At 69.9% G+C, this 23,520-nt stretch carries 20 protein-coding genes, 3 pseudogenes and 1 riboswitch; of the genes and pseudogenes, 15 read left to right on the top strand and 8 right to left on the bottom strand.

The genetic code is table 11. The features are described from left to right. Positions 1–553, top strand: a pseudogene (locus CA983_RS18615) (DNA-processing protein DprA); the annotation flags it as partial. A gap of 863 nt (positions 554–1,416) precedes the next feature. Here the strand turns inward: CA983_RS18615 and CA983_RS18610 are convergent. The 3 genes from CA983_RS18610 to CA983_RS18600 are packed head-to-tail and all read right to left on the bottom strand — an operon-like array spanning position 1,417 to position 5,566. Beyond that, a complete protein-coding gene (locus CA983_RS18610) occupies positions 1,417–1,941 on the bottom strand; it encodes a DUF6262 family protein (protein WP_244206986.1) in 525 nt (174 codons plus the stop codon). A gap of 2 nt (positions 1,942–1,943) precedes the next feature. After that, positions 1,944–4,412, bottom strand: a complete 2,469-nt coding sequence (locus CA983_RS47185) for a tyrosine-type recombinase/integrase (RefSeq protein ID WP_208636984.1) — start codon at positions 4,410–4,412, stop codon at positions 1,944–1,946. Next, positions 4,409–5,566, bottom strand: coding sequence for a tyrosine-type recombinase/integrase (locus CA983_RS18600; protein WP_086602029.1), 1,158 nt, complete (start codon positions 5,564–5,566; stop codon positions 4,409–4,411). The genes CA983_RS47185 and CA983_RS18600 overlap by 4 nt, the downstream gene beginning before the upstream one ends. Positions 5,567–5,668: 102 nt before the next feature. Here CA983_RS18600 and CA983_RS18595 point away from each other — a divergent pair. The 3 genes and pseudogenes from CA983_RS18595 to CA983_RS18585 form a co-directional block, all read left to right on the top strand. Then, a pseudogene (locus CA983_RS18595) lies at positions 5,669–6,172 on the top strand (DNA-processing protein DprA); the annotation flags it as partial. A gap of 272 nt (positions 6,173–6,444) precedes the next feature. Beyond that, positions 6,445–7,287, top strand: coding sequence for an RNA polymerase sigma factor WhiG (gene whiG, locus CA983_RS18590; protein ID WP_086602028.1), 843 nt, complete (start codon positions 6,445–6,447; stop codon positions 7,285–7,287). Positions 7,288–7,381: 94 nt separating this feature from the next. Then, positions 7,382–7,939 carry a TetR/AcrR family transcriptional regulator gene (locus tag CA983_RS18585; RefSeq protein ID WP_086602027.1) on the top strand — a complete coding sequence of 186 codons (558 nt, stop codon included), beginning with the start codon at positions 7,382–7,384 and terminating at the stop codon, positions 7,937–7,939. Positions 7,940–8,077: 138 nt separating this feature from the next. On the opposite strand, the gene CA983_RS18580 is transcribed toward CA983_RS18585, so the two are convergent. Beyond that, positions 8,078–8,647 carry a M23 family metallopeptidase gene (locus tag CA983_RS18580; RefSeq protein ID WP_244206984.1) on the bottom strand — a complete coding sequence of 190 codons (570 nt, stop codon included), beginning with the start codon at positions 8,645–8,647 and terminating at the stop codon, positions 8,078–8,080. Positions 8,648–8,920: 273 nt separating this feature from the next. On the opposite strand from CA983_RS18580, the gene rpsB reads away from it, so the two are divergent. From rpsB to CA983_RS18525, 11 genes are all read left to right on the top strand, one after another. Next, on the top strand, positions 8,921–9,859 hold the full coding sequence (gene rpsB, locus CA983_RS18575; RefSeq protein WP_086602025.1) for a 30S ribosomal protein S2: 939 nt from the start codon (positions 8,921–8,923) through the stop codon (positions 9,857–9,859). A gap of 174 nt (positions 9,860–10,033) precedes the next feature. Next, a complete protein-coding gene (gene tsf, locus CA983_RS18570; protein ID WP_086602024.1) occupies positions 10,034–10,870 on the top strand; it encodes a translation elongation factor Ts in 837 nt (278 codons plus the stop codon). Positions 10,871–11,054: 184 nt separating this feature from the next. Continuing rightward, positions 11,055–11,813: a UMP kinase gene (gene pyrH, locus CA983_RS18565; RefSeq protein ID WP_010044452.1), complete on the top strand. Its 759-nt coding sequence runs from the start codon at positions 11,055–11,057 to the stop codon at positions 11,811–11,813. A 165-nt stretch (positions 11,814–11,978) separates the two neighbouring features. Then, a complete protein-coding gene (gene frr, locus CA983_RS18560) occupies positions 11,979–12,536 on the top strand; it encodes a ribosome recycling factor (protein ID WP_086602033.1) in 558 nt (185 codons plus the stop codon). Next, positions 12,536–13,687 (top strand): phosphatidate cytidylyltransferase, encoded by a 1,152-nt coding sequence (locus CA983_RS18555; RefSeq protein WP_086602023.1) that lies wholly within the window; start codon positions 12,536–12,538, stop codon positions 13,685–13,687. Before frr ends, CA983_RS18555 begins: the two co-directional genes overlap by 1 nt. 151 nt (positions 13,688–13,838) lie before the next feature. After that, the gene (locus CA983_RS18550; protein ID WP_086602032.1) at positions 13,839–14,288 is read left to right on the top strand and encodes an SRPBCC family protein; all 450 of its coding nucleotides are present in this window, start codon (positions 13,839–13,841) and stop codon (positions 14,286–14,288) included. Positions 14,289–14,369: 81 nt separating this feature from the next. Next, the gene (gene rlmN / locus CA983_RS18545; protein WP_086602022.1) at positions 14,370–15,476 is read left to right on the top strand and encodes a dual-specificity RNA methyltransferase RlmN; all 1,107 of its coding nucleotides are present in this window, start codon (positions 14,370–14,372) and stop codon (positions 15,474–15,476) included. A 56-nt stretch (positions 15,477–15,532) separates the two neighbouring features. Continuing rightward, positions 15,533–15,639: riboswitch (TPP riboswitch) on the top strand. A gap of 126 nt (positions 15,640–15,765) precedes the next feature. Further along, positions 15,766–16,803: a thiamine ABC transporter substrate-binding protein gene (locus CA983_RS18540; protein WP_167407402.1), complete on the top strand. Its 1,038-nt coding sequence runs from the start codon at positions 15,766–15,768 to the stop codon at positions 16,801–16,803. Then, entirely contained in the window at positions 16,779–18,467 is a 1,689-nt protein-coding gene (locus tag CA983_RS18535; protein ID WP_086602020.1) for an ABC transporter permease, read from the top strand. The genes CA983_RS18540 and CA983_RS18535 overlap by 25 nt, the downstream gene beginning before the upstream one ends. Next, positions 18,467–19,486, top strand: a complete 1,020-nt coding sequence (locus CA983_RS18530; protein ID WP_086602019.1) for an ABC transporter ATP-binding protein — start codon at positions 18,467–18,469, stop codon at positions 19,484–19,486. The genes CA983_RS18535 and CA983_RS18530 overlap by 1 nt, the downstream gene beginning before the upstream one ends. Positions 19,487–19,511: 25 nt before the next feature. After that, entirely contained in the window at positions 19,512–20,309 is a 798-nt protein-coding gene (locus CA983_RS18525; RefSeq protein ID WP_086602018.1) for a maleylpyruvate isomerase family mycothiol-dependent enzyme, read from the top strand. Between the two features lie 69 nt (positions 20,310–20,378). On the opposite strand, the gene CA983_RS18520 is transcribed toward CA983_RS18525, so the two are convergent. The 4 genes and pseudogenes from CA983_RS18520 to CA983_RS18505 all read right to left on the bottom strand — a co-directional run. Beyond that, positions 20,379–21,050, bottom strand: coding sequence for an LAETG motif-containing sortase-dependent surface protein (locus CA983_RS18520; RefSeq protein ID WP_244206982.1), 672 nt, complete (start codon positions 21,048–21,050; stop codon positions 20,379–20,381). Positions 21,051–21,254: 204 nt separating this feature from the next. Beyond that, positions 21,255–22,376, bottom strand: coding sequence for an LOG family protein (locus CA983_RS18515; RefSeq protein WP_086602016.1), 1,122 nt, complete (start codon positions 22,374–22,376; stop codon positions 21,255–21,257). Positions 22,377–22,401: 25 nt separating this feature from the next. Beyond that, a complete protein-coding gene (locus tag CA983_RS18510) occupies positions 22,402–22,809 on the bottom strand; it encodes a VOC family protein (protein WP_086602015.1) in 408 nt (135 codons plus the stop codon). 118 nt (positions 22,810–22,927) lie between these two features. Continuing rightward, positions 22,928–23,520, bottom strand: a pseudogene (locus CA983_RS18505) (hypothetical protein); the annotation flags it as partial.

Below are 23,520 nucleotides of genomic sequence, written 5' to 3'. Positions count from 1 at the left end.
GGGCGGGCGGCCCCTGGCCGGGGTGAGCGGGAAGCGGTGGAAGGGCCTGCTGGCCAGGGCCGAGGCGGCCCGGCCGCGTGAGGACCTCGCCGTCGCCCGGGAGGCCGGGGTGCGGTTCATCTGCCCCGGGGACTCGGAGTGGCCGGGGCAGCTCGACGATCTCGGGGATGCCCGGCCGCTGGGACTGTGGGTGCGGGGGCGGGCCAGTCTGCGGATGTGGGCCCTGAAGTCGGTGGCCGTCGTCGGCGCCCGCGCCTGCACCGAGTACGGGGCGCACATGGCGGGCACCCTCGCCGCCGGCCTGGCCGAGCAGGGCTGGGTCGTGGTGTCCGGCGGCGCCTACGGAGTCGACGGCGCCGCCCACCGCGGCGCCCTCGGCGCGGGCGGCGCCACCGTCGCCGTCCTCGCCTGCGGCGTCGACCGCCCCTACCCGCGCGGGCACACCCGGCTGATCGGCAGAATCGCCGAACAGGGACTGGTGGTCGGTGAGTTGCCGCCCGGTGATCACCCGACACCGAGCCGGTTCATCCTGCGGAACCGGGTGATCGCGGCTTCTGTCGGGGTAATGGCCATCGCGAGGCATAGCTCTCAGCTTTTGTGCAGCTCAGCGTCGGTGCCACCGACCCTATCCAACGCAACAGGTGTTGCACGATCACCTATGGGAGTGAAGCGTCGGTGAGTAGGGGCCAGAAGGGAAACGGAGGCAAAGGTGCGGGGCTCGCCCAATTGGGCGAGCCCCGCGGTGTTCGTGCGGCGGCGCTTACTACCGGCTCTGGATCCACCAGATCAAGAGGCCGCCGACGCCGGTTCCGGCTCCATAGGCGAGACCGAGGGCGAACCGCCTTGCCAGCGGCTTGCCGCGCCGGGCAAGCCGGGCGGACAGACGGGGCCCGTTGTGAGGGGACGTTTGATGCTCGGGCTCGGGAGACTGTGACGAGCCGGGTGACACTGGATTAGCATGCACGTGGTGCTCCAATGGTCTGACGGGCTAGCGGGGCATTCACTCAGGGGAGCCCCCCTCGGCTAGAGGCCGCGAAACTTCACGCCGGGGTGGGCTCTCCTTCTGCTGTGGAGTCTAAGGGTGCTCATGGGTGCCGACGGGTGCCGAACCCCGGACTCCACGCCGCTCGGGAAGAGTTGACGGAGCCCCAGAGAATCAAAACGGTGGGGAGTCCGTGAATCTGACAAACCGTCAGCTAGTCATAACTCGCAATGTGACGTGTGTCACGTCTTGCGGGTTCGATCTGTGCAGTCGAGATCCTCGACCTTCCGATGGTCCGGGAGTTCGAGTTCTGGCCCAAGTTGCAAGGTGGGAGTCCCACCGCGGCGGGACTGGAACACACGGGCGCTCTGTTGGCGTTCCTTTCGGGAATGATCGTCGGACGCAAGGGGCAAGCAGCCGCGCTTCGGTGCTGCTCAGGCGCGCGCTTGGTTGAGCGCTCGGGTGAGTTCGCGGTTCGCGCCGCGGGCGGCATCGAGTTCGGCCTGGCGTTCTTCGAGCTGTCCGGTGAGTTCCACGTTCATCTGCTCCAGTTGGACGATCTGGCGCTGGAGTTCTTCGATGTCCGCCGTCGCGCCGAGCCCGGATTCTTTCCAGGCTTGGTCACCGAGTAGCTCGGAGAGCCGGTCTTCGAGCTGTCGGACCCGGGCGGTGAGCCGGACGTTGCGGTCCTGCGCGTTGGCCAGGTCGGCCTGCAAGGATGCCCGGGTCACCTGGGTGCCGCTCTCCAGCCCGACGGCGGGTGCGGCTTCGGCGGCGTGGATCTGGGCCAGCAAGTCGCGGTGCCGATAGAAGAAGGTGCGGTCGACGCCGGCCCGCCGTGCGATGGCTGAGACGCTGAGCGAGTCGCCTTGCTTGATCGCCTCGTTGAGGGCCTTGAGGACCCGTTCCCGGCGGCGGGCGGAGTCGGCCCGCCGTCCTTCGATCATCGGGGAGCTCATGATCATGCACCTCGTAGTTCTTCGGGAGGCAGGCCGATGCGGGGCATGCCCAGCATCACGGAGCGGCTGGAGCGGACGACCTGGACGGCCTGCTTGATCTGGGCTTGTTCGTCCGGGGTCAGGTCGTCGAGTTCTTCCTTGACGCGAGCAATGAGGCGCCGGACGCGGCGGATCTCTTCGTCCGAGGGCATTGCCTCCGAGCGTGCCCACTCGTCGGCGTCGAAGGTGCTGATGAGCCTTTCGCGACTTCGCAGGAGGTCGGAGAGGTAGTTCTCCAGGTCGGGAAGGTAAGAGACGTCCGTGCGGAAGTGGCCGCAGCCCACGCAGCGGAAGCGCATGGGGCAGGCGTTTCCGCCCGCGGCCACGTTGCTCGGCTCGGTGCAGACGCCGTATGGCACGCTGGTCTCGCCGATGGACCGGCGGTCGCGCTCGGAGTCGAGGAGCGAGTGGACGTCCCGCCAGATCCGGTTGCCGTGTCGGTCGAACTGCATCGCGGTGACACGGTCGACGGCCTCGCGGCGTCGTTCGTCCCGAACGCGGTAATAGCGTTGAGTTGTGGTGAGTTGTCGGTGATCCATAAGCCGTTGCAGCACGTCAGGGTGGATGCCGGCGTCCGCGTGTCGCTGGGCGTATGAGTGCCGGTAGGCATAGGGGAAGATCTTGGCCTCGTCGAACGGCAGCAGCTTCACGACCGGCTGACCGTCGACCTCGACCATGGTGGGGATGACGAACTCTGGCAGCTCCTCGACCCAGGCCCGATGGGCCCTGGAGACGGTGTTGGGGTTGAGGGGCTTGGTCCCGTTGGGGTTGGCGACCTGGGCGGGGAAGAGCGCCAGCTCGGCGATCGGTGTGGTCGGGAAGCGGCTGCGGACCCGTTCCTGCTGGTTGATGATGAGCTCGGCGGTGGGCTGCCCGATCGGAAGACGCCGTCCCAGCCGTTGTGCCTTGTGGTTGTCGTAGATCAGGACCCATGAACCGTCGGGGTCCCGCTCAAGGCAGTCGTAGGGGAGCTTGGACGCCTCGGCTGGCCGCCGCCCGGTGTCGATGAGGACCTCGACGGCGATGCGGACCTCGCGTGAGCTGCCCTGTTCGAGCAAGTCGAGCTGGTCGCAGAGCTGCCGCATCACCTCGATGGGCAGGTCCTTGCCGGCCTCGCTGTCCTCGGGGTCGTCGGGCATGTCCTCCGTGTTCAGCGCGAAGTCCGGAGGCAGGCCCTCAAGGATCTCCCCGGCCCTGGTCAGGCCGAGCGTGCGCCAGCGGTTCAGGACTCGCCGGACGATGCGGGCGTCGCTGCACTGCTTGTGACGGCTGATCTTCCCGGCCTCGACCAGGAATCCGAGCCGGTTCAGGTAGTTGACGATGTCCTGGCGCCCCAGCGCGGCGACGACCTCGCCGCCGTCTTCACGTTGGAGCCGAAGACTCTTGGAGAGCCGGGCAACCGCGTTGATCTCGTTCTGGCTGGTGCCGCGGACGCCCTGTCCGCGCCGGTTCGGGAAGGTGTTGTAGGACCACACCATCGTGGCCTCGCGCAGGGGTCGCTGGGTGATCTTGGTGAAGTCCAGCGTGCCGGTCCCGCCGAAGGCTGTCAGGTCCCAGACGTCCTTCAGCCGCTCGCTCTCCGGCGTGAGGCCGAGACGCTGTACGGACTTCTGGAACATCCTTAGCACCTGGAGCGCGGTCTTCCCCGGCCCGGAATGGGCCAGCTCCAAGAGCGAGCCGACCTCCTCGGCGCGGGCGAGGTCGGCCACCGGTCTGACGTTGTAGGGTCCGGTCCTGGCGCCCTTGGCCGTGCGGCATTGCAGGCCGTAGAGGATCTCGGTCACCACGAGTGACGGCAGGCCCCGAAGGCTGACCTCTCCTCCGACCGCCACCGCCGAGACCGTGCGCCGCCAGCGTTCCTCGTCGACCGGCCCCTGGCGCTGGAGAACCCGCAGGCGGTTGCCGTGGGACTGGCAGTAGAGCGTCCGCGGCCCGATCCGGTCCCGGTAGCACGAGGTCGCCAGACACGGGCCGAAGCTCGGCAGGGGCCCGACCTCCGGGTGCTGGAGGAACTCCTCCAGCGGCAGCTTGAAGATCTCCTTCCGGCGGTGTTCGTGGGTGGCGCAGAGCGTGCTCGTGCGGTCCTGCCAGGGACGCGGACAGCCCGCGACGGCGCAGTCACCGATGCCGATGCCGCGATGGTTCTGGTGCGGCTGCTGAACGAAGCCGTCCAGCGCGGGCTGCCCGTCGTTCTTCCAGCGGTAGTAGCAGCCGTTGCAGAGCCGAATGCCCCGGCGGGCGGCCCGGTGATCGCAGCCGACGACCTCGCAGAGCGGCGCCACCAGCACCGGGTGGTCGGTGGGGAAGATGACGACGCGGTGGCTCCAGTCCCAGCTCACGAGCTTGAGGAACGACGGCTCCAGTGCGTCGACCAGCTGGGCTTCCCGCGGGTCCGCCGGAAGCTCAGGCGTAAGGAGGGGTGCCTGGATCACTGGTCGCCGTCCCGGTGGACGAGGGACCGCGGCGACGGCACTCGCCTGACTGCTTCCCGCAGCCGATCGTGGGAGGGGTGGCGATAGGGACGCTGCGAGCTCGGGTGCTTGTGGCCCAGCAGGGCCTGGAGTTCGTCCTCGGTCGCGCCGGCGTCGGCCGCGTTGCCCGCCATGGTGTGCCGCAGCATATGGGGAGCGACCGGCCTGTCCAGGTCGGCCCTGCGTCCGAGTTCCTCCAGGAGCTCGTTGATCGCGCCGGGCGGCATCGGCGCCCCGAGAGGCTCGCGGAACTCGTTCACGAGCAGAAGGTCGCTGCCGCCCGTGCCGAGTCGTTCGTGACGCTCGTCGATGTACTGGTCGTAAGCCTGAACCACGAGGAAGTCGACCGGCTGGACCCACGACTTCCGCGACTTCGACCATGCCTGGTTGGGGTTCCGCCGGCGGATCACGTGGATGTGGGGGCCGGGGACGTCGCAGCCGAGTGCCCGCGAGTCCATCAGCAGATGGCAGTCGCACCGGTGCAGGCCAGCGGCCTGGCCCCGGCGGAGCCCGACGCGGGCCAGCAGCAGCACGATGAGCCGGTCGCGGGCGTTTCGGCATGCCTTGAAAAGCGCGACGACCTCGGCGTCAGTGGCCCTGTCGACCGCCGTCTCGGGCTCCTGCAACCGGTGCTGAACCCCGATGCGCATCGCGAGACCGTTCTCGCCCTGGAGTTCCTCGGGGAGATCCCGCCCGTCCGCGATCTCGTAGATCTGCCCGAGCACGGTCGACGGTGCTTCACCGACCGACACGGCGAAGGTCAGCAGGCCCCGCACCGCCGACAGGACCCTGTTGATCCGCCGGTCACCTCGGGCCGGCTTGGCTCCCGGCCCCAGCAGGAGGGCGTCGCCGTCCGTCGACTTCGTGTGCCTCAACCACACCACGAACAGGCCGAGATCCCGGGCCGCCACCCTCCAGTCCCGGCCGGTCTTGAGGCACCACCGAAGGTAGAGGGCGGCGGAGATCGCGTACGCGTACGTCGTCAATTCGGCCCGGGACCTACCGAACAGAAGGTGACGGAGCCATTGGTCCACGATCGGAACTACGTGGAAGTCGTCGTCGACCACCGTCCAGTAGCGAAGCCCGGACGGCATCTTCACGGGGAAGGCCCGCATGTGTACCCCTTGCGCTGAAGCGAATGCAACGATCCGCCACAGAGCCACACCCCCACAGATCGAAGCCGCGAGGTTCAACGAGGGGAGTCAGAGCAACGTCACACCACGGTGGCCGTTCCCCGAAAGAACGCGGCCCTCACCCGCGGCACCGTGGTCGTCGAGGCCGCCCACCGCAGCGGCTCCCTGGTCACGGCACGGGCGGCACAGCGCCTCGGCCGGCACACCATGGGCGTACCGGGCCCGGCCACCAGCGGGCTGTCCGCCGGGGTGCACGAGCTGCTGCGCGGGGAGGCGGCCCTGGTCACCGACGCCGCGGACGTCGTCGAACTGGTCGGCGACATCGGACAGCTGGCCCCCGACCGGCGCGGCCCGGTCCTGCCCCGGGACCTGCTGGAACCGGCCAGCCGGCAGGTGCTCGCCGCGCTGCCGGGCGGCCGGGTGGCCCGGCCGGACGAGATCGCGCGCCGCGCACAGACGACACAGGACGACGCGATCGCCAGACTGTACGAACTCCGAGCACTCGGTTACGTCGAACGACACGGCGATGGCTGGAAGTTGACACGCCAGGCGGTGATGTCGGTCCGCGGTGGTCCCGGACCATGCTGACCGCGTCCGTTCGGCCGTCCGGGGGAACCCCGACATCCCTTGGAAATGCGCCCAGTTGGGGTTCTCAGGTGATCACACGGAGCAAGCCGGCCGACCCGTTGGGACGCCATTCGGAACGTATCTGCGTTCGCCTTGCCCTCCGTCCTTCGCACACCGCGACACCGCAGTCACGCTACGCTCACGAGGATCCCGACACGGACAGGCAACTCGACATCAGACAGACAGCCCACCCCAGCAGAACCACTCCGCAGCAGAACGGCACAAGGCGACGAATGCCCCAGCACACCTCCGGGTCCGACCGGGCGGCGATCCCCCCAGCCGCCCGTGACGGTGGCGACGTGCGGCCGCCCGCTCCCTCGACACTCGACGAGCTGTGGCGGTCGTACAAGGCGACGGGGGACGAGCGGCTGCGGGAACAGCTGATCCTGCACTACTCACCGCTCGTGAAGTACGTCGCCGGCCGGGTCAGCGTGGGCCTGCCGTCCAACGTGGAGCAGGCGGACTTCGTCTCGTCCGGGGTGTTCGGGCTGATCGACGCGATCGAGAAGTTCGACATCGACCGCGAGATCAAGTTCGAGACGTACGCGATCACCCGGATCCGGGGCGCGATGATCGACGAGCTGCGCGCCCTGGACTGGATCCCCCGGTCGGTCCGGCAGAAGGCGCGCAACGTGGAGCGCGCCTACGCCACGCTGGAGGCGCGGCTGCGGCGGACGCCGACGGAGGGCGAGGTGGCCGGCGAGATGGGCATCGCGGTGGAGGAACTCCACGCGGTGTTCAGCCAGTTGTCGCTGGCCAACGTGGTGGCACTGGAGGAGCTGCTGCACGGCGGGGGCGAGGGCGGCGACGGGCTGAGCGTCATGGACACGCTGGAGGACACCGCCGCCGACAACCCCGTGGAGGTCGCCGAGGACCGGGAGCTCCGCAGGTTCCTCGCACGGGCGATCAACACGCTGCCCGAGCGGGAGAAGACCGTGGTCACGCTGTACTACTACGAAGGGCTCACCCTGGCCGAGATCGGGAACGTGCTGGGGGTGACCGAGAGCCGGGTCAGCCAGATCCACACCAAGTCGGTGCTCCAGCTGAGAGCGAAACTGGCGAGCTTCGGCCGCTGACCTGGCCGGAAGACGACGGGACGGCGGGAGCCTCTCCCGCGCGGCCTGGGGCGTCCGTAGAGTGGTTGACGTGCCAAGGATTCGAGCGGCCTCCGTGGCCGAGCACCGGTCGATGCAGCGAGCCGCCCTGCTGGACGCGGCTCGTTCCTTGTTGTCCGAGGGCGGTACGGAGGCGTTGACCTTCCCGGCCCTCGCCGAGCGGACGGGGCTCGCGCGCTCGTCCGTCTACGAGTACTTCCGGTCACGGGCGGCCGTGGTCGAGGAGCTGTGCGAGGTCGACTTTCCCCTCTGGGTGGCGGAAGTGTCGGCGGCGATGGAGCGGGCGGACACGGCCGAGGCCAAGGTCGAGGCGTATGTCCGGCAGCAGCTGGAGCTGGTGGGGGACCGGCGGCATCGGGCCGTGGTGGCGATCTCGGCGAGTGAGCTGGACGCCGGGGCCCGCGAGAAGATCCGGGCGGCCCATGGCGGGCTGGTCGCGATGATCGTCGAGGCGCTGGGTGAGCTGGGGCATGAGCAGCCTCGGCTGGCTGCGATGTTGTTGCAGGGGGTTGTGGACGCGGCGGTGCGGCGGATCGAGCTGGGGGCTGCGGAAGAGCCGGGGTCGATTGCCGATGCCGCGGTGTCCATGGCCTTGCGGGGTGTGCGGGGCTGAGCTGCGTTGGTGCTGGGGTCGGGTGGGTGCGCGGCCCGGCGGAGCGGGGTGCCGCTGCGCCCACCTTCCCCAAGCTCTCGCCTTCGCTCGAGCAGGGGGACCCCATCGCCCCCAGCGGCACGACTGCCCGCAGCTGGGTCAGTACACCGGCAGGAGTCTTGACGGGCCCCTGTGCAGGAGCCACGGGGGCAGGAGCGACAGCGGGTTCAGGTACGTGTCGTCCCGCCGGAGGCCCCAGTGCACGCACGTAACCGCGCAGTGCGAGCCCGTCGTGTCCACCGTGCCGATCACCTCGCCCGGTTCCACCTCCTCGCCCTCCTCCACCGCCGCCGTCACCGGCTCGTACGTCGTGCGCAGCGGTGGTTCGTCCGTCCCTGTCAGCTCCACCGAGACGACCCCCTTGCCGGCCACCCGGCCCGCGAAGGAGACCCGGCCCGCGGCCACCGCCCGTACCGGCGTCCCCGGGGTTGCCGCCAGGTCGATGCCTCGGTGACCCGGGCCGTAGGCCGTCGCCGGGGGTTCCCAGCCGCGCAGGACCCGGGGGTGTGAGCCGACCGGCCAGGTGCGGCCGACCGCCGGCACGGTGACGTCCGCGAGGGGTGCGCCCGCCGCGAACAGGGGTGGCGGAGGGGCCAGCAGGACGGCCGTCGTCGTGACCAGCACCATGACCAGGCGCGTACAAACGGGCACACATCGCTTAGCTCGCATGCCGAAAGCGTCCCGGACCGCTGCCCGTCACCGGCCGTGGCTGTGGACCGCCGTCCCGTTGTGGACAACGGCGTCACCCGGTGCCCCGCGGGTCCCGTACACTTCTGGTGGCGATCCGGGTCACCGGGTCGACTTCGCACGCCCCGATACGCACCCCGGCAACGGGCCGTATCAGCGCCCCTCGGTCCCTCGTGGCACGGCGCGCAGCGGGCGTCAGGCGCGGAAGCCGTCCGGCATCCGCGGCACAACCGAGAAGCACAAGGAGATACGGCCATGGCCGTCGTCACGATGCGGGAGCTGCTGGAGAGCGGCGTCCACTTCGGTCACCAGACCCGTCGTTGGAACCCGAAGATGAAGCGCTTCATCTTCACGGAGCGCAACGGCATCTACATCATCGACCTGCTCCAGTCGCTGTCGTACATCGACCGCGCCTACGAGTTCGTCAAGGAGACCGTCGCCCACGGCGGCACGGTCATGTTCGTCGGCACGAAGAAGCAGGCGCAGGAGGCCATCGCCGAGCAGGCCACCCGCGTCGGCATGCCCTACGTCAACCAGCGCTGGCTGGGCGGCATGCTCACCAACTTCTCGACCGTCTACAAGCGTCTGCAGCGCCTCAAGGAGCTCGAGCAGATCGACTTCGAGGACGTCGCCGCGTCCGGTCTGACCAAGAAGGAGCTTCTCGTGCTCTCGCGCGAGAAGGCCAAGCTGGAGAAGACCCTCGGCGGTATCCGCGAGATGTCCAAGGTTCCCAGCGCCGTCTGGATCGTGGACACCAAGAAGGAGCACATCGCCGTTGGTGAGGCCCGGAAGCTGAACATTCCGGTCGTCGCGATCCTCGACACCAACTGCGACCCCGACGAGGTCGACTACAAGATCCCGGGCAACGACGACGCGATCCGCTCCGTCACCCTGCTCACCCGCGTCATCGCCGACGCCGTCGCCGAGGGCCTCATCTCCCGCAGCGGTGTCGCCACCGAGGGCAAGGGCGAGAAGGCCGCGGGCGAGCCGCTCGCCGAGTGGGAGCGCGACCTGCTCGAGGGCGAGAAGAAGGCCGACGAGGCTGCCCCCGCCGCCGAGGCCGCCCCGGCTGCTGAGGCCGCTCCGGCCGCCGAGGCTGCCGAGGCCGCTCCGGCTGCTGAGGCCGCCCCCGCCGAGGCCGAGGCCGAGAAGCCTGCCGAGGGCGAGAAGGCCGCCGAGGCCGAGCAGGCCTGACCCGTCAGTCCGAGTTGACGGCGGGAGCGGTACTGCATCACCAGCGCCTTCGGCGCGGTGAAGTCCGCTCCCGCCGTTCACCCGTAGGTCAGCGGAAGGACAGCGTCCCCCGGCTTCATGGGGCACATCCGCAGATCTTCGATCTTCCAGACTTCGAGAGAGATTCACAGACTCATGGCGAACTACACCGCCGCCGACGTCAAGAAGCTCCGTGAGCTCACGGGCGCCGGCATGATGGACTGCAAGAAGGCGCTGGACGAGGCCGAGGGCAACGTCGAGAAGGCCGTCGAGGCGCTCCGCATCAAGGGCCAGAAGGGCGTCGCCAAGCGCGAGGGCCGTTCCGCCGAGAACGGTGCCGTCGTCTCGATCATCGCCGACGACAACTCCTCCGGTGTCCTCGTCGAGCTGAAGTGCGAGACGGACTTCGTCGCCAAGGGTGACAAGTTCCAGGGCGTGGCCACCGCCATCGCCGAGCACGTCGCCAAGACCTCCCCGGCCGACATCGAGGCCCTGCTCGCCTCCGAGATCGAGCCCGGCAAGACCGTCCAGGCGTTCGTGGACGAGGCCAACGCCAACCTGGGCGAGAAGATCGTCCTGGACCGCTTCGCGCAGTTCGCCGACGGCTACGTGACGGCGTACATGCACCGCACGATGCCCGACCTGCCCCCGCAGATCGGTGTCCTCGTCGAGCTGGACAAGCCGAACGCCGAGATCGCCAAGGGCGTCGCCCAGCACATCGCCGCCTTCGCGCCGAAGTACCTCTCCAAGGAGGACGTCCCGGCCGAGGTCGTCGAGTCCGAGCGCCGCGTCGCCGAGGAGACCACCCGCGCCGAGGGCAAGCCCGAGGCCGCCCTGCCGAAGATCGTCGAGGGTCGCCTCAACGGCTTCTTCAAGGACGCCACGCTGCTCGGCCAGCCCTACGCGCTCGACAACAAGAAGTCCGTCCAGAAGGTCCTGGACGAGGCCGGTGTCACCCTGAAGCGCTTCGCGCGCATCAAGGTCGGCATCTGAGTCCGTACCGCGATCGACGCCCGACCCCGATAGGGTCGGCAGCAGTCGTCCGTGTACGCCGTCACATGGGTGGCGGACGACAGCAGATCTGACGAGGAGGCCATTGCCGTATGGGATGCGAACCACGCCCCACCGGCAATGGCCTTCTTCGTATGTGCAACACGTGAAAGAGGCGGGATCCCCCATGACCACCAAGGCCCAGAAGAGCGACGACGGCAAAGTACGCGGCCGGTTTCTGCTGAAGCTGTCCGGAGAGGCCTTCTCCGGCGGTGGCGGCCTGGGCGTCGACCCCGACGTGGTGCACAAGATCGCCCGCGAGATCGCGGCCGTCGTGCGCGACGGTGCGCAGATCGCGGTCGTCATCGGCGGCGGCAACTTCTTCCGCGGTGCCGAGCTCCAGCAGCGCGGCATGGACCGGGCCCGCTCCGACTACATGGGCATGCTCGGCACGGTCATGAACTGCCTGGCCCTCCAGGACTTCCTGGAGAAGGTGGGGGTGGACTGCCGGGTGCAGACCGCCATCACCATGGGCCAGGTCGCCGAGCCGTACATCCCGCTGCGCGCCGTACGGCACCTGGAGAAGGGCCGTGTGGTCATCTTCGGCGCCGGTATGGGCATGCCGTACTTCTCCACCGACACCACCGCCGCCCAGCGCGCCCTGGAGATCGACGCCGAGGCGCTGCTGATGGGTAAGAACGGTGTGGACGGGGTCTACGACTCCGACCCGAAGACCAACCCCGACGCCGTGAAGTTCGACCACCTCGGCTACGGCGAGGTCATCACCCGCGATCTGAAGGTCGCCGACGCCACGGCCGTGACGCTGTGCCGCGACAACAAGCTCCCGATCGTGGTCTTCGAGCTGCTGGCGGAGGGCAACATCGGACGCGCCGTCAAGGGTGAGAAGATCGGCACGCTGGTGGGGGACCCCGGCAGCCGGGACTGAGCCCCGAGAACAACCCCGTCCGGGGGACGGACGGGACGGAGCCGGGCCGGGGGATGGACAATGTCCTGCCGGTCGGGAACCGTGCAGGAAGAAGACGCGACGCAGCCGGCCGCCGCCCCACATGGAACCGCAGCCGGGCCTACTCAAGACACGCAGGAGCAAGTGGTGATCGAAGAGACCCTCCTCGAGGCCGAGGAGAAGATGGAGAAGGCCGTCGTGGTCGCCAAGGAGGACTTCGCCGCGATCCGCACCGGCCGTGCGCACCCGGCGATGTTCAACAAGATCGTGGCCGACTACTACGGCGCGCCGACCCCGATCAACCAGCTGGCCTCGTTCTCGGTGCCCGAGCCGCGCATGGCCGTGGTGACCCCGTTCGACAAGAGCGCGCTGCGCAACATCGAGCAGGCGATCCGCGACTCGGACCTGGGCGTCAACCCGAGCAACGACGGCAACATCATCCGGGTGGTGTTCCCCGAGCTGACCGAGGAGCGCCGCCGCGAGTACATCAAGGTCGCCAAGAGCAAGGGTGAGGACGCCAAGGTCTCCATCCGCTCCGTGCGCCGCAAGGCCAAGGACGCCATCGACAAGCTGATCAAGGACGGCGAGATCGGCGAGGACGAGGGCCGCCGTGCGGAGAAGGATCTCGACGACACCACCCACAAGTACGTGGCGCAGGTGGACGAGCTCCTGAAGCACAAGGAAGCGGAGCTGCTCGAGGTCTGATGAACGACTCTTCCTGGGGGGCGCCGCCGCAGGCCGGGTACTGGGGGCCCACCGACCAAGGGCATGGTCAGGGGCACGCCCACAGCCCTGGCCATAGGCACGTCCACAGCCCTGGCCATGGGCACGTCCAGGGGGCCGCTCCGGCGGGTCCCGCATACGATGCGCATGAAGCGCCTCAGACTCGCCCCATGCCCATCGTGCCCGACGTAGCCGCATACGGCGGGGACCAGGATGACGACCGGGGGGCCGCTCGGCTGAGCGGCTCCCCAGTCCGGAACGAGACGAATCCGGAGCCCATGCCCGACGCCGCAGAGCCGGCACCCAAGCCGCAGAAGAAGAGCGCGGGTCGCGACCTGAGTGCCGCGATAGGGGTCGGGGTCGGGCTGGGCGCGGTGATCGTCGCGTCGCTGTTCGTCGTCAAGGCCGTCTTCGTCGGCGTGATCGCGGTCGCCGTCGTGGTGGGCCTGTGGGAGCTGACCAAGCGGCTGGACGAACGCAAGGGCATCCGGGCGCCCCTCGTGCCGCTCGCGCTCGGCGGTGCCGCCATGGTCGTCTCCGGGTACGTCCGGGGAGCCGAGGGCGCCTGGGTCGCCATGGCGCTCACGGCACTGGCCGTGCTGGTGTGGCGCATGACCGAGCCGCCGGAGAACTACCTCAGGGACGTCACGGCGGGCGTCTTCGCGGTGTTCTACGTGCCGTTCCTGGCGACCTTCGTCGCGATGATGCTGACGGCGGACGACGGGCCGCAGCGGGTGCTCACGTTCCTGCTGCTCACGGTCGTCAGCGACACCGGTGCCTACGCGGTCGGCTGGCGCTTCGGCCGTCACAAGCTCGCCCCGCGCATCAGTCCCGGCAAGACCCGCGAGGGTCTGCTCGGCGCGGTCGCCTTCGCCATGGTGGTGGGCGCGCTGTGCCTGGAGTTCCTCATCGACGGCGGTGCCTGGTGGCAGGGACTGCTGCTCGGCCTCGCGGTCGCGGTCAGCGCCACGCTCGGCGACCTCGGCGAGTCCATGATCAAGCGGGACCTCGGCATCAAGGACATGGGCACGCTGCTGCCCGGGCATGGCGGCATCATGGACCGGCTGGACTCGCTGTTGCCCACGGCTCCTGTGGTGTGGCTGTTGCTCGTGCTCTTCGTCGGGTCCGGCTGAGGCGATACGGCTTCCACCACCTTTACGGCCTTTGCGGCTTGTACGGCGAGCTCCCGTCCGATGACCGGCGGGGGCTCGCCGTCGTTGTGCGGAGGTGCCTGCGGCGTCACCAAGTGGGACGATTCAGGTGTACGTCGCAAAGGGGGACATCATGTCCAGTATTCGACAGACCATCGACGTCGACCGGCGTCCCGAGGACGTCTACGACTACGTCACGGACGCCCAGCGGATCCCGGAGTGGCAGCTGAGCGCCGTGTCCGCGGAACGCCTCGACGAAGGGCCGGTCGGCGTCGGCTCCCGGATGCGGGTCACCCGGCACGTCGGCCGCCGGGTCATGCCGATGACCATGGAGGTCACGGAATACGACCCGCCGCACAGCTGGGGCATGCGGGGTGTCGACGGACCCGTCCGGGCGCGGGTGCACGGCGAGGTCGAGCCGTTCGACGAGGGGCGGCGCTCCCACGTGACGATCGAGGTCGACTTCGAGGGCCACGGCGTCGGCAAGGTCCTCGTCCCGCTCGTCGTACGCCCCCAGGTCCGCAAGGAACTGCCGCGCAACGAGCAGATCCTCAAGGACCGGCTGGAGCACACGGGGGAGTAGGGCGTCGGAGCGGACCCCGGAAGGCACCGTGTACCCGACGGTCGCAGGTCATAGGAATCGATCTGCGACACTGGTACAGCCATGCCTAAGCCCGGAGAACTCACTTTCGTCGCCCCCCGCGGAGCCAAGAAGCCGCCGCGGCATCTCGCCGACCTCACTCCTGCCGAGCGCAAGGAGGCCGTTGCCGCTGTCGGGGAGAAGCCGTTTCGTGCCAAGCAGCTCTCGCAGCACTACTTCGCGCGGTACGCGCCCGATCCGGAGCAGTGGACCGATATCCCGGCCGGCTCCCGCGGGCGGCTCCAGGAGGCGCTGCTGCCCGAGCTGATGACCGTCGTGCGGCATCTGTCGACCGATCAGGGCACCACGCGCAAGACGCTGTGGCGGCTGTTCGACGGGACGCTCGTCGAGTCCGTGCTGATGCGCTACCCGGACCGGGTGACCATGTGCATCAGCTCGCAGGCCGGGTGCGGGATGAACTGCCCGTTCTGCGCGACCGGGCAGGCGGGGCTCGACCGGAATCTGTCCACCGCCGAGATCGTGCACCAGATCGTGGACGGTATGCGGGCCCTGCGGGACGGGGACGTCCCCGGTGGCCCGGCGCGGCTCAGCAACATCGTGTTCATGGGCATGGGGGAGCCGCTCGCCAACTACAACCGGGTCCTTGGCTCCATCCGGCGGCTCACCGACCCCGAGCCCGACGGGCTGGGGCTGTCGCAGCGCGGGATCACCGTCTCGACGGTCGGGCTCGTCCCGGCCATCCACCGGTTCGCCGACGAGGGCCTCAAGTGCCGCCTCGCGATCTCGCTGCACGCCCCCGACGACGAGTTGCGCGACACGCTCGTGCCCGTGAACACGCGGTGGAAGGTCCGGGAGGTGCTGGACGCCGGCTTCGAGTACAGCGCCAAGTCCGGGCGTCGGCTGTCCATCGAGTACGCGCTGATCCGGGACATCAACGATCAGGCCTGGCGCGGTGACCGGCTCGGGCGGATGCTCAAGGGCAGGCCCGTGCATGTGAACCTGATCCCGCTCAACCCGACGCCCGGCTCCAAGTGGACCGCCTCGCGGCCCGAGGACGAGAAGGCGTTCGTGGAGGCGATCGCGGCCCATGGTGTGCCGGTGACGATCCGGGACACCCGTGGTCAGGAGATCGACGGGGCGTGTGGTCAGCTCGCGGCCACCGAACGGTAGTCTGACCGGCGTAAGCACAACCACATATCCCGACACCTTCATAGTCCGACATCTTCATATTCCGACAGGGGAGCGCCACAGCGCTGAGAGTGCGGCACACGGCCGCAGACCCTCCGAACCTGGCCCAGGTCATTCTGGGTAGGGAGATCGGTCATCACTCGAGCTGTTGCGCCCTGCCCGGGACCCCTCACACGTCCCGGGCAGGGCCGCGTCTTCTCCTGGTCACTCCAGGAGGAATCCAGTGGGCAACAACATCAAGCGGCTGACGGCGGTGGCCGTCGGGCTCGGCATGGCCGGCACGCTCGCCGCGTGCGGGTCGTCCGACGGCGGCCAGGGGTCCGGCGACTCCAAGACCGTGACCCTCGTCAGCCACAACTCGTGGGCGGCCTCGAAGGGCGTCATCGCGGCGTTCGAGAAGCAGTCCGGCTACAAGGTGAACGTCCTGGAGGACGGCGACGCCGGGCAGGCCGTGAACAAGGCCATCCTGACCAAGGACAACCCGCAGGGCGACGTCTTCTTCGGCGTCGACAACACGCTGCTGTCCCGCGCCCTCGACAACGGCCTGTTCCAGCCGTACGAGGCGAAGGGCTCGGACCGGATCGCACCGGAGTACCGGGCCGACCAGGACAAGCACCGGGTCACGCCGGTCGACACCGGTGACATCTGCGTCAACTACGACAAGAAGTACTTCGCCGATCACAAGCTCGACCCGCCGCGCAGCTTCGACGACCTGGTCAAGCCCCAGTACAAGAACCTCCTGGTCACCGAGAACGCCTCCACCTCCTCGCCCGGCCTCGGCTTCCTGCTCGGCACCGCCGCGAAGTACGGGGACGACGGCTGGCAGGACTACTGGAAGAAGCTCAAGGCCAACGGCGTGAAGGTCGTCGACGGCTGGGAGCAGGCCTACAACGAGGAGTTCTCCGGCTCGGCCGGCGGCAAGAAGGCCAAGGGGGACCGGCCGCTCGTCGTGTCGTACGCCTCCTCGCCGCCCGTCGAAGTCGTCTACACCGACCCGAAGCCCGCCGCGGCACCGACCGGGGTCGCGCAGGGCACCTGCTTCCGGCAGGTCGAGTACGCCGGGCTGCTGAGCAACGCGAAGAACACCGAGGGCGGCAAGGCGTTCCTCGACTTCCTGATCAGCGAGCGGTTCCAGGAGGACATGCCGCTCAACATGTACGTGTACCCGGTGCGCGAGGGGGCCCAGGTGCCGCCGGAGTTCGCGAAGTACGGGCCGCAGGCGAAGGACCCGGAGACCATGGACCCGGCGAAGATCGCCGACCACCGTGACCAGTGGGTCAAGTCGTGGACCTCGCTCGTACTGAAGTAACCGGAGCAACCGGAGCTGCCGTCCGCAAGGACCGGCGCGGGAGCGCGGCGCGGCTCGGGCTGATCGCCGTGCCCGTCGCGTTCTTCGCGGTCTTCTTCGCCTACCCCGTCGCCGCGATCGTCGCGCGCGGTCTGGAGGTCGACGGGGTCTGGCAGTTCGGGCGGATCGGGGAGGTGCTGGCGCAGTCCGACGTCCGGCACGTCCTGTGGTTCACCACCTGGCAGGCGATCGTCTCGACGGCGCTCACCCTGCTGATCGCGCTGCCCGGCGCGTACGTCTTCGCGCGCTTCGACTTCCCCGGCAAGCAGGTCCTGCGGGCGGTGGTGACCGTGCCGTTCGTGCTGCCGACGGTCGTCGTCGGTACGGCGTTCCTGGCGCTGGTCGGGCGGGGCGGGCTGCTGGACGAGCTGTGGGGGGTGCGGCTGGACACCAGCGTGTGGGCGATCCTGCTCGCGCACGTCTTCTTCAACTACGCGGTCGTCGTCCGGACCGTCGGCGGGCTCTGGGCGCAGCTCGACCCGCGGCAGGAGGAGGCCGCGCGGATGCTCGGGGCGTCCCCGCTGCGGGCCTGGCGGCAGGTCACCCTGCCGGCGCTCGCGCCCGCCGTGGCCGCCGCCGCGCTCATGGTCTTCCTGTTCACCTTCACCTCCTTCGGTGTCGTCCAGATCCTCGGCGGGCCCACCTTCTCGACCCTGGAGGTGGAGATCTACCGGCAGACGTCGGAGATCTTCGACCTGTCCACGGCGGCCGTGCTCACGCTGATCCAGTTCGTCGCGGTGGGCGTGATCCTCGCCCTGCACGCCTGGACCGTACGGCGGCGGGAGACCGCGCTGCGGCTGGTGGACCCGTCCGTGACCGCGCGCCGGCCGCGCGGCACCGGGCAGTGGGCGCTGCTGGGCGGGGTGCTCGTCACCGTGGTCGTGCTGCTCCTGCTGCCGCTCGCGGTGCTGGTGGAGCGGTCGCTGGACGCGCCCGGCTTCGGCTACTACCGGGCGCTGACCAGGGTTGACGGCGGGGTGTTCCTGGTGGCGCCGATCGAGGCGATCGGCAACTCCCTGTCGTACGCCGTCGCCGCCACCCTCATCGCCGTGGTGATCGGGGGGCTCGCCTCCGTCGCGCTCACCCGCCGGGACGCCGGGCGGTTCGTGCGCGGCTTCGACGCGCTGCTGATGCTGCCGCTGGGCGTGTCCGCGGTGACCGTGGGCTTCGGGTTCCTGATCGCCCTGGACGAGCCGCCGCTGGATCTGAGGTCCTCGTGGATCCTGGTGCCGCTCGCGCAGGCGCTGGTCGGGGTGCCGTTCGTCGTGCGGACGATGCTGCCCGTGCTGCGGGCGGTGGACGTGCGGCTGCGGGAGGCGGCCTCGGTGCTGGGGGCCTCGCCCTGGCGGGTGTGGCGTGAGGTGGATCTGCCGATGGTGCGGCGGGCGCTGCTGATCGCGGCCGGGTTCGCCTTCGCGGTGTCGCTCGGGGAGTTCGGGGCGACGGTGTTCATCGCGCGGCCCGACAACCCGACGCTGCCGGTGGCCGTGGAGCGGCTGCTGGGGCGGCCCGGGGAGCTCAACTACGGCCAGGCGATGGCCCTTTCGACGATTCTGATGGTGGTGTGCGCCGTGGCCCTGCTGGTACTGGAGAGGCTTCGCACGGACCGGAGCGGGGAGTTCTGATGCTGCTGGCCCTGGAGGGCGCGACGGTCCGTTTCGGCGGGCGTGCCGTGCTGGACGCCGTCGATCTGGAGGTCGCCGAGCACGAGATCGTGTGCGTGCTCGGGCCCAGCGGCAGCGGCAAGTCGACGCTGCTGCGGGCGGTGGCGGGGCTGCAACCGCTCGACTCCGGGCGGGTGTCGCTCGACGGGCGCGACCAGGCGGGCGTGCCCGCGCACCGGCGCGGGGTCGGGCTGATGTTCCAGGACCATCAACTGTTCCCGCAGCGGGACGTGGGCGGCAATGTCGCCTTCGGGCTGCGTATGCACGGGGCGTCGAAGCGGCAACAGGCCGAGCGGGTCCAGGAGTTGCTGGACCTGGTCGGCCTGCCGGGTGCGTCCCGCCGGGCCGTCGCGGCGCTGTCCGGCGGGGAGCAGCAGCGGGTGGCGCTGGCCCGGGCCCTGGCGCCGAGCCCCCGGCTGCTGATGCTGGACGAGCCGCTGGGGCAGCTCGACCGGTCGCTCAGGGAGCGTCTGGTCGTCGAACTGAGGGAGCTGTTCGGCCGGTTGGGCACGACCGTGCTCGCCGTGACGCACGACCAGGGGGAGGCCTTCGCGCTGGCTGACCGGGTCCTGGTGATGCGGGATGGGCGGATTGCCCAGTCCGGTACGCCTCTTGACGTGTGGCAGCGGCCGGCCGACGCGTTCGTGGCACGCTTCCTCGGCTTCCAGAATGTCGTCGAGGCGACGGTCGGGGCGGAGGCCGCGGACACGCCGTGGGGCAAGGTGCCGGTGCCGGAGGGTGCCCCGCAGGGCACGCGGACCCTGCTGGTGCGGCCCGCCGGTGTGCGCCTGGTGCCCGCCGGCACGGGCCTGCGCTGCACGGTGACCGCGCGCACCTTCAAGGGCACCCATGTCGCCGTCCACCTCCAGCCGGAGGACGCCCCGCGCCTGGAGGCGGCGTGCGCGCTGCGGGCGGCGCCGGAGACCGGGGACGAGGTCGGGGTGGAGTTCGACGCCGCCGAAATCGTGGTGCTCGACTGATCGGCTGCCGCCTAGGGTGCGGGTCATGACGTTACTCGCACACGAACGCTACTGCGACGAAATCGCCCACCAGGTCGCTCAGTTGAGGTCCGTGGTCACGTCCGGCGCCGATCTGTCCGGCGCCGTGCCGACCTGCCCGGACTGGTCGCTGGAGGACCTGTCCCGGCACATGGGCGGCGCCCTGCGCTGGGTGGAGTTCATCGTGCGGACCCGGGCCCAGGAGGAGGTGCCCGAGGAGCGGGTGCCGGGTCTCGCCGGACCAGGAACCCGGGGTGACGCCGCCGTACTGGACGCATGGCTGGCGGAGAGCGGCGAGCAGGTCGTCGCAGCGCTGCGGGAGGCCGGGCCGGACACGAAGGTGTGGAGCTGGGCGGGGATCCTCAACTCCGGGTTCTGGGCCCGCCGGATGACGCACGAGATCACCGTGCACCGCGCGGACGCCGCGCTCGCCGCCGGACTGCCCTACGAGGTCGCGCCCGACGTGGCCGCCGACGCGATCGACGAATGGCTCCAGATCGTCGAGTTCATTCAGCGGACGGCACCGCACGGCGCGACGCGGGAACTGCGCGGCCCGGGCCGCAGCATCCATCTGCACGTCACCGACACCGGGCCCGGCCTGAACGCCGAGTGGCTCGTCGAGCTCACCGAGGACGGTGTCACCTGGCGCCGCGGCCACGAGAAGGCCACCGTCGCCCTGCGCGGGCCGCTCACCTCCGTCCTGCTCGCGTTCTACAGCCGTCTGCCGCTGGACGCCCCGGAGTTGGAGGTGCTGGGGGAGCGGGAACTGCTGGAGTTCTGGCTGGAGCGGGCGACCTTCGGCTAGGGCCGGGAACAGGCGGTGGCCCGCCCCCGCCAGGGGGACGGGCCACCGTAGGGCGCTGATGCGCGGGCGTCAGCTGTCGCTGTTGCCCGCCCCACGACGGCGCATGCCGAAGAACACCGCACCGCCACCGACGACGACCAGGGCCGCCGCGATGCCGGCGATGATGCCGGTGTTGGAGTCGGCACCGGTCTCGGCGAGGTTGGAGTCACCGGCCGCGGGCGCGGGCGCGTTGCCCGCCGGCGTGGTGCTCTCGCTCTCCGACGGCGACGGAGCCGGGGTGTCGGCCGGGGTGCCGGTGTCCTCGGCCGGCTTCGACGGGGAGGCCGACGGGGTCGGCGTGGCCGGCTCGGTCGCCGGCGGCTTCTCCTCTTCCTTCTTGCAGGCCGTGGCCGGGGTGACGAGGTTCGGCTTGATGTCCTCGTCGACGTACGGAGTGGCCTTGACGTGGATGCGGTACTCCGCGTTCGGCTTCCAGTCCTCGGCGAAGGTGATGGTGGTGCCCTCGCGCGAGCCCTTGACCACCTGCTCGCCGACCTTCTTCACGTCGGCGCCGTTGTTCTCCAGATACACGGTGACGGTCGCCGGGACACCGGCGGGGTCCACGTCGGTGACGGTGATGACGCCCTTGTCGCCCTCGCACTTCGCCTCGGCCGAGAACTCGTTGATGTTGCAGGCGAGCGCGTTGCCGGCGGCACCGAGCGCGAGCGCGGCCGAGGCGGAGACGACACCGAGGATCCGCACGGAACGTGCGACGGTACGGCGCGATGCCGTACGGCGTGATACGGACAGAACTGCCACGTTTGTCCTTTACAGGATGCGCAAATGCGGGGGGTGGAGGCAGTGTTGACTGAACATCAGCACTACCTTGAGGCTCCCAGGTCTATAAGCGCCGCATAAGTAGTGTCAACGCATATGCAGGTTGCAAGCACTTGCTTTGCCAGCTTATTAACCGCCGAGACGTTTCAACGCCTCCGGCGCCTCCTCGATCCGCTCCACCAGCGCGATCCGCGCCTCCATCGAACGGCCCCTGGCCAGCGACTGCAGCAGCGGCCACGTCGGCAGCTTCTCGGTCCAGTGCGCGCGGTTCACGAGCACCATGGGCGTCGGCTCGCCCCGCGACTCGTAGTAGTTGGGCGTCGCGTTGTCGAAGATCTCCTGTACGGTGCCGGCGGCGCCGGGCAGGAACACCACGCCCGCGTCGGACCGGGCCAGCAGGCCGTCCTCGCGGGTGGCGTTGGCGAAGTACTTGGCGATGTGCGACGCGAAGGCGTTCGGCGGCTCGTGGCCGTAGAACCAGGTCGGGATCCCCACGGAACGCCCGCCTTGCGGCCAGCGCGTGCGTATCTCGAAGGCGGCCGTCGCCCACTGGGTGATCGACGGCGTGAAGTGCGGTGCCTTAGCGAGCAGTTCGAGCGACTCGGTGAGCATCTCGTCGCCGAACGGGGCGGCGTGGGCGCCGAGGTTCGCGGCCTCCATCGCGCCCGGGCCGCCGCCCGTGGCGACCGTGAAACCGGCGCGGGCCAGCTCCCGGCCGAGCCGCGCCGCCCCCGCGTACTCCTGTGTGCCACGGGCCATCGCGTGGCCGCCCATCACGCCCACGACCCGGGCGCCGGACAGGAGTTCGTCGAGTGCGTCCGAGACGGAGTCGTCGTGGACCGCGCGCAGCATGGAGGCGTAGATGTCCCCGTCCGCCTTCGTGCGCTGGAACCAGGCGTACGCCCGGGCGTCGGGCGTGGCCTCGTAGCCGTCCGCCAGCGACTCGAAGAGCTCGTCCGGCGAGTAGACGTGGCCGCGGTACGGGTCGAAGGGCAGGTCGGGGACCGGCGGGAAGACCAGGGCGCCGTCCGCGCGGACCTTCGCGGCGGCCTCCTCGCGCATCGCGCAGCCGAGGAAGACGGCGCCCGCGGTGTCCGTGGTGAGCAGGTCGCGCGTACGGTCCGTCAGGTCGACGGCCTGGACACGGTGACCGGCGAGCGTGCCGCGCGCCGAGACGGTCGCGTCGAACTCCTCGAGCGTCTCGATCTCACGGTCGTCGTGGTGGGCCGCATGGGCGGGCATCGTCTGCACCCGCCCATGCTGGCACAGCCATGTCTCAGCCCTCGACTGCCGACGGGTCCATCCACACGACCTCGAAGGTGTGGCCGTCCGGGTCGTCGAAGGCGCGGCTGTACATGAAGCCGTGGTCCTGGGTCTCGCCGGAGACCGAGCCGCCGGCCGCGACGGCCTTCTCGACCAGTTCGTCCACCTTCTCGCGGCTTTCGGCGCTCAGTGCGATGAGCACCTCGCTGGTCTTCCTCGGGTCCGCGATCTCCTTCTTGGTGAACTGGGCGTACTTCTCCTTGGTGAGCACCATCACGACGATGGTGTCGCTGATCACGACCGACGCGGCCGTGTCATCGCTGAACTTCTCGTTGATCGAGTAGCCGAGCTCCGTGAAGAACTTCTTCGAGGCGTCGAGGTCGTTGACGGACAGGTTCACGAAGATCATCTGCTGGTACATGCCGGGTCTCTCCCATCGGGTCCGTGTCGTTACGTGGGGATAGACCGGGGGCCGGCGCGTAACTCATCGCCGTACGGAGATTTTTTCGTACGAGTTCTTCAGCGGGCTTCAGCGGGCTTCAGCGGGCCAGCGGCAGCGCCGCCAGCTCGGCGACCGTCAGGGTCAGCGGGCCGAACAGGGCGAGCAGCGCGCCCGCGCGGAGAGCGGCGGCGCCGCGCAGCATCGTCGCGGGGGCGCCCAGACGCAGCAGCGCGGCGGTGGTGTCGGCGCGGGCCTGGCGGGCCTCGACGGCGGCCGTGAGGAGCGTCCCCACGGTGCAGCCGGTCACCAGCAGCACGCCGAGCGTGGTGAGCGGACCGAGCGACAGTCCGTCCGGGGCGTGCAGCAGCGCCATGGCGTACGCGGCCGCCAGCACCGAGCAGACCACGCCCAGGGGGCGGCCGATCCGGGCGGCCTCCGCCATGAGGATCCGGCCGGCCAGGAGCCGGAGGGCGCCGGGGCGGGCCGACTGGAGCAGCCGTCCGCACAGATGGGTCAGGCCCGGACCGGCCAGGGCCAGGCCGGCGGCGGCCACCGCCCAGCCCGCCAGGACGCCCGGGGAGGCGCCGGAGAAGGTGAGGTCGGGGGGCGTGGGGGCGGTACGGCTGGTGTAGGTCTCCACGGCGAGGCCCGCGGCCAGGACGGTGATGCCCCAGGGGAGACCGGAGGGGG

The organism is Streptomyces swartbergensis (assembly GCF_002148965.1).
Lineage (GTDB): Bacteria > Actinomycetota > Actinomycetes > Streptomycetales > Streptomycetaceae > Streptomyces > Streptomyces swartbergensis.
This window is presented reverse-complemented; position numbering and strand designations above follow the sequence as displayed.